We start from the raw sequence: 10,718 nt of genomic DNA, 5'->3' as shown, positions 1-10,718 counted from the left end.
TTTTTTGGTTCTCCCAACCCCCCCCCCCCCCACCCCCCCCCCCCCCCCCACCCGCACCGACCATGCCACGTTTGCCTTACCCCTCAATAGAACCCTCTGTGCCACTCACGACCCCCGTGTGAAACCGTGCATACTACCCAAACCGAACACTTGCGGCTCGAACAGTGTCCCTTGTGGACATTCACCACGCAATCGCCCCTCGTCGGTCAGCGCGGATCCAGGCCGCAAAGGGTGCGCGGCACGCCATATTCGACTTACCCCGTTTACGCGACGAGCCCGCGCCGGACCAGCTCCGGCCGCACTCCCTCGCCGAACCAGTACGCCTCTTCCAGATGTGGGTATCCGGACAGGACGAACTCCTCGATGCCGTGCGCGTGGTACTCCTCGATGAGGTCGGCCACCTCGCGGTGACTACCGACGAGCGCGGTGCCCGCTCCGCCGCGGACCAGGCCGATCCCGGCCCACAGATTGGGGTACACCTCCAAGCCGCGGACGCCGCCATCGGTCTTCCCGCCGTGCAACGCGGCCATCCGTTGCTGGCCGACGGATTCGCTGGCGGACAACTGTTCCTGGGTGTGGGCGATCCGCGCCGGGTCGATCGCGTCGAGCAGTTTTCCCGCCTCGGCCCAGGCTTCCGCCGACGTGTCACGGGAAAGGGTGTGCAGCCGGATGCCGAAGCGGAGCTTCCGGCCCTGCTCCTCGGCGAGTTCGCGGACCTTGGCGATCTTCTCGGCGACCTGCGCGGGAGGCTCGCCCCAGGTCAGGTAGACGTCGGCGTGCCTCGCCGCGACCGGCAGCGCCGCCGGCGACGAACCACCGAAATAGATCGGCGGCACCGGATCCGGGGCCGCGCGTGTGGTCGCGCCCTCGACCTTGAGATGCTCGCCGTCGAAGTCGAACGGCTTGCCGCTCCACACCCCGCGCACGATCTCGAGGAACTCGCCGGTGCGCGCGTAACGCTGGTCGTGATCGTGCCAGTCGCCGAAACGGCGCTGCTCGACCGCGTCGCCGCCGGTGACGACGTTGAGCAGCACGCGTCCCCGCGAGATCCGCTGGAACGTCCCGGCCATCTGCGCGGCCAGCGTCGGCGAGACCGTCCCCGGCCGGAACGCGACCAGGAACTTGAGGTTCCTCGTCTCGCGGATCAACGCGGCCGTCGTCAGCCAGGCGTCCTCGCACCAGGTGCCGGTCGGCGTCAGCACACCCTCGAAACCGTTGGCCTCGGCGGCGCGGGCGACCTGCGCGAGGTGGTCGAGGCTCGGCTCACGAGCGGCGGACGCTCCGGCGGCGCGGCTGGCGTGGAAGTGCTCGACGATCGTCCGGCCATCGCCGGTGGTGGGCAGAAACCAATGCAGCTTGAGCGTCACGGTTCCGAGCTTCGGCTTCCGGGGCGGGCCGGGTCAATCGGCGGGCTCAGCGTCCCGCGATCTGGACGCCTTCCGCGCGTTTAGTCCTCTGAATGCGGTCAGCCGCCGAACATCAGCCGCCATTCCTCCAGCGACTTCGGCCGGAACACGAAGTTCGTGTCCTTCACTCGCGACAGGTTCGCCGACGGCTCGGCGGAGTACTGATGTCCCGGGTAAACGACCGGATCGCCGTCCAGCCCGGCCAGCCACTGCAGGCTCCGGTAGATCGCGTCCGCGTCACCGCCGGGGAAATCGGTCCGGCCGCAGCCTTCGAGGAACAGCGTGTCCCCCGAGACGAGCTTCCCGTCGACGAGGAAGCACTGGCTGCCCGGAGTGTGCCCCGGCGTGTGCAGCAGCCGGATCGGCACCGCCCCGACCTCGATGACGTCGTCGTGCTCGTGCGAACGCAGGTCGGTTCCGGAGACGCCGGTGATGCGGCGGACCCACTCGGCCTCCGCGCCGTTGACGTGGATCGGCACCTGGACGCGCTCCAGCAGCTCCGCGATCCCCGGCAGCGAGAACCCCATCATCTCGCCGCCGACGTGGTCGGGGTGGTGATGCGTGGCGAGGACACCGGTCAGCCGCATGCCGTCGGCTTCCAGCAGGTCCAGCAGATCGCCGACGGCGTACGCCGGGTCGACGACGACGGCCTCGTTCGTCTCGCGGTCGCCGATCAGATAGGCGAAGTTGACCATCTGCGTCGCGACGGGGTCCCCCACCGCGAAGTCACGGCCCGCGAGCAATTGCCGGAAGTACAGCCTGTCAGCCATGCGGACACCTTACGGCGCTACTCCCCCGTGGTTCCGTCGGCCAGCTCCCTCAAGACGTCCAGATGCCCGACGTGGCGCGCGGTCTCTTGAAGGACGTGGGCGAGCACCCAGCGCACGGTGAACTTCCCCGACTTGCGCGCCCGGTCGTCCGGCGAGACGCCGGCCAGCGAAGACTCCGACAACGCCCACTCGGCGCGGTACGCCTCGACGACCGAGCGCGGGTCGTCGTCCTCGGACAGCTCCCAGCTCGGATCCGGTGAGCCTTCCCACAGCGAAGGCAGATCGGCGCCGCCCGCCTCGATCGAGAGCCACCAGCGTTCCACCGCGGTCAGATGCTTGAGCAGCCCCAGCGCGCTCGTCCGCGGGGACGACGGCAGCGGTGTCGCGGCCGCCTGTTCCCTGGTCAGCCCGACGACCTTGTTGACCGCCGTCGCGCGGAGGAAACGCAGGAAATCCCACTGGATCCCGCTTTCGTCCTCGGCGATCCCGTCCGGCCAAGCCCGCTCCACCGGCTCGGCGGCGCTCGAACCCGTGTTCGACATGCGGACACTCTACACAGCGGGCAGGACTAGGCTCCGGTTCATGTGGTGGGGATTGATTTGCGCGTTCTTCGCGGCCTGTGCGTACGGTGTCGCTTCGGTGATGCAGGCGATCGCCGCGAAAGCGACCTCGGGCGCCGAAGACCGCGTCGATCCCCGGCTGCTCGTGCGGGTGCTGCGGCAGTGGAAGTTCGTCGCGGGCCTGGCGCTGGACGTCGTCGGGTTCGTCGCCCAGGTCGCCGCCCTGCGGGTGCTGCCGCTGTTCGTGGTCCAGGCGGCGCTGGCGGGAAGTCTCGCGGTGACCGCGGTCGCCGCACGCACGCTCGGCGTCCGGCTGGGCCGTCGCGAATGGACGGCGGTGGCCGTCGTGTGCGCCGGGCTCGCGTTGCTCGGGATTTCGGCCGAGAGCGAGGGCTCGGAGCCGACCGGCCTGGGGTTCCGGCTCGTGCTGATCGGCGCGGTCGTCGTGCTCGGCACGGCCGGGATGTTCGCCGGCCGCGCGGCACGACGGATCCGGACACCGGCGCTGGGCCTGATCGCCGGTCTGTGCTTCGGCGTGGTCGCCCTTTCCGGCCGCGCGCTCACGAGCCTCGCCCCGCTGGTTCTGCTGACCGACCCGGCCACGTACACCCTGGGCGTGGCCGGCGCGCTGGCGATGTTGTTCTACGCCACCGCGTTGCAACGCGGCAGTGTCACCACCTCGACCGCGATGATGGTGATCGGCGAGACCGTCTTCCCTTCCCTGATCGGGGTTCTCGTGCTGGGCGACACCACGCGGCCGGGCTTCGCGGTCGTGGCGGTGGTCGGGTTCGCGCTCGCGGTTTCCGCCGCGCTCGCGCTGGCCCGGTTCGGCGAGCCCGCACCGATCGAGCCGGTCAGCGCGCCGCTCGGCTGACTCCGCGCCGGGACACCAGCAGCCAAGCCAGGTACAGCCCGCCGATCGCCCCGGTCACCAGACCGACGGGCAGACCGGCCAAGAACTGCTGGGTGACCAGATCACTCGTCACCAGCAGAAGCATGCCCATCAGCGCGGCGGCGGCGAGCCCGGGTCCAGAAGAGCGGGTGAGCCGCTTCGCCAGCTGAGGCGCGGCGAGGGCCAGGAACGCGATCGGGCCGGCGGCCGCCGTCGCGATCGAACACAGCCCGACACTGACTCCGAGCAGCACGAGCCGGCTCCGCTGGACCGGCACGCCGAGCCCCATGGCCGAATCGTCGCCCATCTCCAGCAGGGAAAGCCTTCTGCCGTAGATGAACGCGGGCGGCAGCAGGACGGCGATGGCGATCGCGACCGGGACGACGTGCTCCCAGCCGCGTCCGTTGAGCCCGCCGACCAGCCAGGCCTGCGCCGCGAGGCCGTCCTGCCAGGCGGCCCTGGTGATCAGGTAGGAGTTGAACGCGATGAGCATCGCGTTCACCCCGATGCCGACGAGGATCAGCCGGAAGGTGTGCACGCCGCCTTTCAGCGCGAGCAACGCGATCAACGCCGCCGTCACGACACCGCCGACGAGCGCACCCAGCGACACCTGGAGCATCCCGCCGTGCACCACGATGATCGTCAGCAGCGCCCCGGCCGCCGCGCCTTCGGTGAAGCCGATGAAATCGGGGCTGCCCAGGGGATTCCCGGACAGGCTCTGCAGGATCGCGCCACTGACCGCGAGCGCGCCGCCGACCAGCAGGGCGGTCAGCAGCCGGGGCAGCCGGAGGGTGGTCACGATGAACTCGGTGCTCCGGTCGCCGAAACCGAACAGCGTCTGGATGACCTCGCCGACGGACAGCGGGTAGTCGCCGGTGGTCATGCTGACCGCGCCGACGAAGAACACGGCGACGGCCAGCAGTACGACGACGATCGCGGCCCGCGGCGTGACGCGCAGGGAAAGTCCGCCGCCCGGGGTGCGCAGGACGCGGGTGCTCATCGGTGGATGCTCCTTGATGGTCACAGGCGGGCCAGCTTCCTGCGGCGGCAGAGCGCGATGAACACCGGCGCGCCGAGGAACGCGACGACGATGCCGGCCTGCAGTTCCTCCGGTGGGTTCAGCACGCGGCCGACGACGTCGGCGCCGATCAGCGCGATCGGCGCGAGCAGCATCGAGTACGGCAGGACCCACCGCTGATCCGGGCCGGCCAGCATGCGCGCGGCGTGCGGTACGGCCAGCCCGAGGAACAGCACCGGCCCGACGGCCGCGGTACCCGCGCCGCAGAGCAGCATCACCACGATCGCGCCCAGCACCCGGGTGCGGCCGACGTGGGCGCCGAGCGCCTTGCCGGTCTGGTCGCCGAGCGCGAGGACGTTGAGCGGCCTGGCGAGCAGCAGCGCGATGACCGCGCCGACCGCCACGAACGGCGAGATCTGCCAGAACACGTCCCATTTGCGGCCGCTGAGCGAACCGACGTTCCAGAAGCGGAACTGGTTGAACGTCTCGGGCATCAGCAGCAGGATCCCGACGATGTAAGCCTGGAGCACCGCCATCACGGCCGAACCGGCGAGCACGAGCCGGTCCGGGGTGGCGCTGCGGCCCGCCGAGCCGAGGACGTACACCACGACCGACGCGATTGCGGCGCCGGCGAAGGCGAACCAGATGTACCCGAGCACGCTGGTGACCCCGACGAACGCGATACCCGACACGACGGCGGCCGAGGCACCGGTGTTGACGCCGAGCAGGCCGGGGTCGGCGAGCGGATTCCGGGTGAGCGCCTGCATCACCGCGCCCGCGAGGCCGAGTGCCGCCCCGACGACCACGCCCAGCAGGGTCCGCGGGATGCGGAGGTCGTGGATGATCACCGCGTCGGTCGAGCCGTCGTTGTGCCACAGCACCGACCAGGTCGAGGTGAACGGGATGCTCTTCGACCCCACCCAGATGCTGAGCAGGAAGACGAGTGCCAGCAGGGCGAACCCGACCACCAAACCGCCGGCGCGGAACGTCCGTGCCGCCGCGCTGGGCGGGGACGCCGCTTCGGGCGGGCGTTCGGTGACGACCACGGGACCTCCTTAAAGTGAGGCGAGGCTAACCGAACGCCGGAGTTCACCTCAACGAGCCACCTACTTAGACTAGCCTTACCTTCCCCTCACGAACGGAGGCGCCGGTGCCCGCAACGGCCACCACCAGCCGGAGCGTCCTGCGCCAGGCGATCTCCGGACAACGACGGCAGGTCACGCTCGCCTCCGTGCTCGCCGCCGGGCACCAGGGAGGCGAAGCACTCGTCCCGGTGATCATCGGCGTGGTGATCGACCAGGCGGTCGACGGCGGTTCGGCGGGCACGCTGGTGTTCTGGCTCGCCGTGCTCGCGCTCGTCTTCGCGGGACTGTCCTATAGCTACCGATTCGCCGCGCGCGCGGCCGAAGGCGCGTCACTGCGGGCCGCGCACGACCTCCGCATCGCGATCAGCCGCCGGGTCCTGCATCCCGGCGGTGGCGCCGAAAACGGCAAACTCGCCGGCGAACTGGTCAACATCGGCACCAGCGACGCGCAACGGGTCGGGGTGGTGAACGCGGCACTGCCGTTCGGGATCGCCGCGCTCGCCGGGGTCCTGGTCAGCGCCATCGCTCTCCTGCGCATCTCGCTTCCGCTGGGACTTCTCGTGCTGCTGGGCACGCCACCGCTGCTGTACCTCGCGCATCTCATCGGGAAGCCGCTGGAACGCCGCAGCGAGGCGGAACAGGAGCGATCCGCGCACGCCTCGGGGGTCGCCACGGATCTGGTCTCCGGGCTGCGGGTGCTCAAGGGCATCGGCGCCGAACCGGCCGCCGTCGCCCGCTACCGCGACACGAGCCAGAACTCGCTCAAGGCGACGTTGCGCGCCGCACGGGCCAAGGCCTGGCACGACGGCGCCGTGCTCGCGCTGACCGGCGTCTTCATCGCGATCGTCGCCCTCGTCGGCGGCCATCTCGCGGCTTCGGGGTCGATCAGCGTCGGCGACCTCGTCGCGGCCGTCGGGCTCGCCCAGTTCCTGCTCACCCCGTTCCTGATCTTCTCGTGGGTCAACGGCGAACTGGCGCAGGGCCGCGCGTCCGCGTCCCGCGTCGCCGACCTGCTGACCACGCCGGCCGCGGTGGAACCGGGCGGCGGCGAACTCCCTTCGCCCGCCACCGGGAACGTCCGGCTCACCGAGGTCTCGTACGGCAGCCTCCGCGGTGTCAACCTCGACATCCCGGCGGGACAGCTGATCGGCGTCGTCGCCGCGGATCCGGCCGCGGCGACCGATCTGCTCGACTGCCTCGGCCGCGCGGGCGATCCCGCCGAGGGCAGTGTCCACGTCGACGGCGTGGATCTGTCCACTGTGGACCCCGAGCGGGTACGGGAGGTCGTCCTGGTCGCGGCGCACGACGCGGATCTGTTCGAAGGGACGCTCGCGGAGAACGTCGGCGGCGGCTCACCCGACGAGGCCTTGGCCGCGTCGGCGGCGGACGAGGTCGCGGCGGCGCTGCCGGACGGCACCCGGACCGCGGTCACCGAACGCGGACGTTCCCTCTCCGGCGGCCAGCGGCAACGGGTCGCGCTCGCCCGCGCGCTCGCCGCGGACGCGCCGGTGCTCGTCGTCCACGACCCGACGACGGCGGTCGACACCGTGACGGAGGCGAAGATCGCCACCGGGCTCGCCCGGCTACGACGAGGACGGACCACGATCCTGGTGACCACGAGCCCCGCCCTGCTCGCCGTGGCGGACCGCGTCGTCGTGCTCGACGGCGGCCGGATCACCGGCGAGGGCGGCCACGCCGAACTCGTCCGCGATCGCGCCGACTACCGCGCGGCGGTGCTGTCATGACCCGCGAACTCCTCCCCACCGCCGACGGCGAACGGATCCGGGCGGTCCTCGGCGAACTGCTCCGCACCTCGAAGGCCCGCGCCGCGGGCGCGCTCGTGATGCTCGTCGGTGCCACCGCGATCGGGCTGCTCACCGCCAGGCTGCTCGGCCACATCGTCGACCTGGTCATCGAAAAACGGCCCGCGACCGAACTGACGACTCCGGTGGTGGCCTTGGTGCTGGTCGCCGTCGCACAGGCCATCGCGACGGCGCTGGGTGTCTCGCTCACCGCGAAGCTCGGCGAAACGCTGCTGGCGGAACTGCGCGAACGGTTCGTCGACCGGGCACTGGGTCTCCCGCTGGAACAGGTCGAACGCGCGGGCTCCGGCGACCTGACCGCCCGCGTCACCAACGACGTCACGGTGGTCGCGAGGGCGGTCCGCGAAGCCCTGCCCGAACTGGGCCGCTCCGTGCTCACCATCGTGCTGACGCTCGGCGCACTCGCCGTCCTGGACTGGCGGTTCCTGCTCGCCGCGCTGCTGGCGGCGCCGATCCAGCTGCACACCGTGCGCTGGTACGTCCGCAACGCCGTCCCGCTGTACGCGAAGCAGCGGATCGCGACGGGATCGCAGCAGCAGCAACTGCTCGACACGATCGGCGGCGCGAAGACCGTCCGCGCGTTCCGCCTCGCCGACGCCCACGTGGAGCGCGTACGACAGCGGTCCGAGGGCGCGATGGACTTGATGCTGCGCGGTGTCCGGCTGATGACGAAGTTCTTCGCCCGGCTCAACCTCGCCGAGTTCATCGGCCTCTCGGCCGTGCTCGCCGCCGGTTTCCTGCTGGTGGGCGCCGACGCGGTGACCGTCGGCGCGGCGACGGCGGCGGCGTTGTACTTCCACAGCCTGTTCGGTCCGATCAACACCGCGCTCGCGCTGGTGGACGATGCGCAGGCGGCCATCGCGAGCCTCGCCCGGCTGATCGGTGTCGCCGATCTGCCCGCGCCGCGCGAACCCGAGCGGCCCGCGAGGCCCGTCGACGCGTCGGTGAAGGCGTCCGGGATCTCCCATTCCTATGTGGACGGTCATCCGGTGCTGCGGGACGTCGATCTCAGCCTCTCCCCCGGCGAGCGGGTCGCGCTGGTCGGGGCGAGCGGGGCCGGGAAGACGACACTGGCCAAGCTGATCGCCGGGATCCACACCCCGGCAGCGGGAACGATCTCCGTCGGCGGGGTTCCGCTCGACGAACTCGGGCCGTCCGCCACGCGGCGGGCGGTCGCGCTGATCAGCCAGGAGGTACACGTCTTCGCCGGTTCGCTGGCGGACGACCTCCGCCTCGCCCGACCGGACGCATCCGACGCGGATTTGCTGGCAGCACTGGAAAAGGTCGGCGCCCGCGGCTGGGCGGAAGCCCTGGGCGACGGTCTCGCGACCGTTGTCGGCGAGGGCGGCCATCAGCTGACGGTCACCCAATCCCAGCAGCTGGCGCTGGCGCGGCTGGTGCTCGCCGATCCGCCGATCGCGATCCTCGACGAAGCCACCGCGGAAGCCGGGAGCGCGGGCGCGAAGACCCTCGAAGCCGCCGCGGCCGCCGCTTTGGCGGGCCGGACCGGTCTCGTCGTCGCGCACCGGCTGACGCAGGCGGCGGCCTCGGACCGCGTCGTCGTGCTCGACGCGGGCGTGATCGTCGAAAGCGGAACGCACGACGAGCTCGTGGCCTCCGGCGGTCAATACGCAACGCTTTGGGCGGCCTGGTCCGACAACCGTTCACCGACGTGACCCGGGACGCAGCGTCACCGGTTGCAATCGACCCGTCGGCGTCTTAGGTTAGCCAAACCTGATTCACGATTAATCCGGCCGCGCGCCGGACCTCCGATCACGAAGGACGGATGATGGCCCGGATCCCCACCCTCTCCGCTGTGCGCGGGCGCCTGAAGACCGCCGGCCTGCTGGCGTCCACCCTGGTGCTGGCCGCCTCGCTCACCGCGTGCGGAGGAGGTGGCGAGCCCGCCACCCCGGCCGCGCAGAACTCCGCCGGCTCCGCGGTCGACGCGAACGCGTTCCCGACCACGATCGAGCACAAGTACGGCAGCACCACCATCACGCAGGAGCCCAAGCGCGTGGTCACGGTCGGCCTGACCGAACAGGACGCGCTGCTCGCCCTCGGCGTGGTCCCGGTGGGCGTCACCGAGTGGCTCGGCAAGTTCCCCGGCACGATCGGCCCGTGGGCGACGGACAAACTCGGCGGCGCCGCGCTGCCCGAGGTCCTCAAGGACGTGGACGGGCCGCAGTACGAGAAGATCGCCGCGCTGAAGCCGGATCTGATCATCGCGCTGTACTCCGGGCTCACCAAGGAGCAGTACGACAAGCTGAGCCAGATCGGTGTCCCGGTCGTCGCGCAGCCCAAGGAGTACAACGACTACGGCATCCCGTGGAACGAGGCGACCAAGAAGGTCGGCCAGGCCGTCGGGCGCGCCACCAAGGCGAACGAACTGGTCAAGGCGGTCGAGGACAAGTTCGCCCAGGCTCGCAAGGACCACCCGGAGTTCGCGGGCAAGTCGGCTCTGATGGCGTCGACCTACGAGGGCTACTTCGTCTACGGCAGCCAGGACGGACGCTCGCACATCCTCGAATCGCTCGGCTTCAAGCTGCCCGCCGACCTCGACGCCGTCATCGGTGACAAGTTCGGCAAGAGCCTCAGCGCCGAACGCACCGACCTGCTCGACCGCGACGCGCTCGTGTGGCTCATCGACACGCCGGTCAAGGCGCAGGAGATCCTCGGGAAGGACGCGCTCTACACCGGTCTCAAGGTGGCGAAGGAAAAGCGCGAAGTCTTCATCGAGAACGAGGGCAACTACGGCAGCGCGGTCTCCTTCGTGACCGTGTTGAGCCTGCCGTACGTGATCGACCGGATCGTGCCGCAGCTGTCCGCGGCGGTCGACGGTGACCCGAAGACCGAGGTCAAGCCGGCAAGCTGAGCTCGTCGTCCTGCCGTGGTGGGGCCGATGTCGGCGAGTGGGGAGGATTTCGGACGTTGAGTGTCCGGAATCCTCCCCACTCGGCTGCGAGGCGGGTCGTACGAGCTTGCGACGTCGCCGAACTCCGAGACCTGCACCCCTTCGACGACCCGCCGACACTTCACATTCGCCCCGCTCAGACATGGGGAGACAAGTACCGGTCCGTTCTATTTTGAGCCGAAGGTCAAACGTGGCGTGTTCTTGGGCGGGCCGATGGTGGGATGAAGGCTCCCTTCGCCGCGTCTAATGC

9 protein-coding genes are annotated in these 10,718 nt (G+C 70.5%); 4 read left to right on the top strand and 5 right to left on the bottom strand.

The window, feature by feature from the left end; genetic code table 11:
• Positions 1-263: 263 nt before the first annotated feature.
• From ACIRGA_RS40345 to ACIRGA_RS40335, 3 genes are all read right to left on the bottom strand, one after another.
• Complete coding sequence (locus tag ACIRGA_RS40345; protein ID WP_400952658.1) at positions 264-1,367, bottom strand: LLM class flavin-dependent oxidoreductase; 1,104 nt, start codon at positions 1,365-1,367, stop codon at positions 264-266.
• 98 nt (positions 1,368-1,465) lie between these two features.
• Positions 1,466-2,176, bottom strand: a complete 711-nt coding sequence (locus ACIRGA_RS40340; RefSeq protein ID WP_400952655.1) for an MBL fold metallo-hydrolase — start codon at positions 2,174-2,176, stop codon at positions 1,466-1,468.
• Positions 2,177-2,193: 17 nt separating this feature from the next.
• Positions 2,194-2,718 (bottom strand): DinB family protein, encoded by a 525-nt coding sequence (locus tag ACIRGA_RS40335; protein WP_400952651.1) that lies wholly within the window; start codon positions 2,716-2,718, stop codon positions 2,194-2,196.
• A 40-nt stretch (positions 2,719-2,758) separates the two neighbouring features.
• Between ACIRGA_RS40335 and ACIRGA_RS40330 the strand changes: the two genes are divergently transcribed.
• The gene (locus ACIRGA_RS40330) at positions 2,759-3,610 is read left to right on the top strand and encodes a DMT family transporter (protein ID WP_400952648.1); all 852 of its coding nucleotides are present in this window, start codon (positions 2,759-2,761) and stop codon (positions 3,608-3,610) included.
• On the opposite strand, the gene ACIRGA_RS40325 is transcribed toward ACIRGA_RS40330, so the two are convergent.
• On the bottom strand, positions 3,591-4,628 hold the full coding sequence (locus tag ACIRGA_RS40325) for a FecCD family ABC transporter permease (RefSeq protein WP_400952645.1): 1,038 nt from the start codon (positions 4,626-4,628) through the stop codon (positions 3,591-3,593). The genes ACIRGA_RS40330 and ACIRGA_RS40325 overlap by 20 nt on opposite strands.
• Positions 4,629-4,648: 20 nt before the next feature.
• Entirely contained in the window at positions 4,649-5,692 is a 1,044-nt protein-coding gene (locus ACIRGA_RS40320) for a FecCD family ABC transporter permease (RefSeq protein WP_400952643.1), read from the bottom strand.
• A 104-nt stretch (positions 5,693-5,796) separates the two neighbouring features.
• Here ACIRGA_RS40320 and ACIRGA_RS40315 point away from each other — a divergent pair, with 104 nt between their 5' ends.
• The 3 genes from ACIRGA_RS40315 to ACIRGA_RS40305 all read left to right on the top strand — a co-directional run bounded on the left by ACIRGA_RS40315 (position 5,797) and on the right by ACIRGA_RS40305 (position 10,429).
• A complete protein-coding gene (locus tag ACIRGA_RS40315; RefSeq protein ID WP_400952639.1) occupies positions 5,797-7,476 on the top strand; it encodes an ABC transporter ATP-binding protein in 1,680 nt (559 codons plus the stop codon).
• Positions 7,473-9,230, top strand: a complete 1,758-nt coding sequence (locus tag ACIRGA_RS40310; protein ID WP_400952635.1) for an ABC transporter ATP-binding protein — start codon at positions 7,473-7,475, stop codon at positions 9,228-9,230. Before ACIRGA_RS40315 ends, ACIRGA_RS40310 begins: the two co-directional genes overlap by 4 nt.
• A 113-nt stretch (positions 9,231-9,343) precedes the next feature.
• A complete protein-coding gene (locus ACIRGA_RS40305; protein ID WP_400952631.1) occupies positions 9,344-10,429 on the top strand; it encodes an ABC transporter substrate-binding protein in 1,086 nt (361 codons plus the stop codon).
• The last annotated feature ends 289 nt before the right edge of the window (positions 10,430-10,718 follow it).

The organism is Amycolatopsis sp. NPDC102389 (assembly GCF_044765885.1).
GTDB lineage: Bacteria > Actinomycetota > Actinomycetes > Mycobacteriales > Pseudonocardiaceae > Amycolatopsis.
Note: the sequence above shows the minus strand (reverse complement) of the source record. Positions and strands in the feature narration are given on the sequence as shown.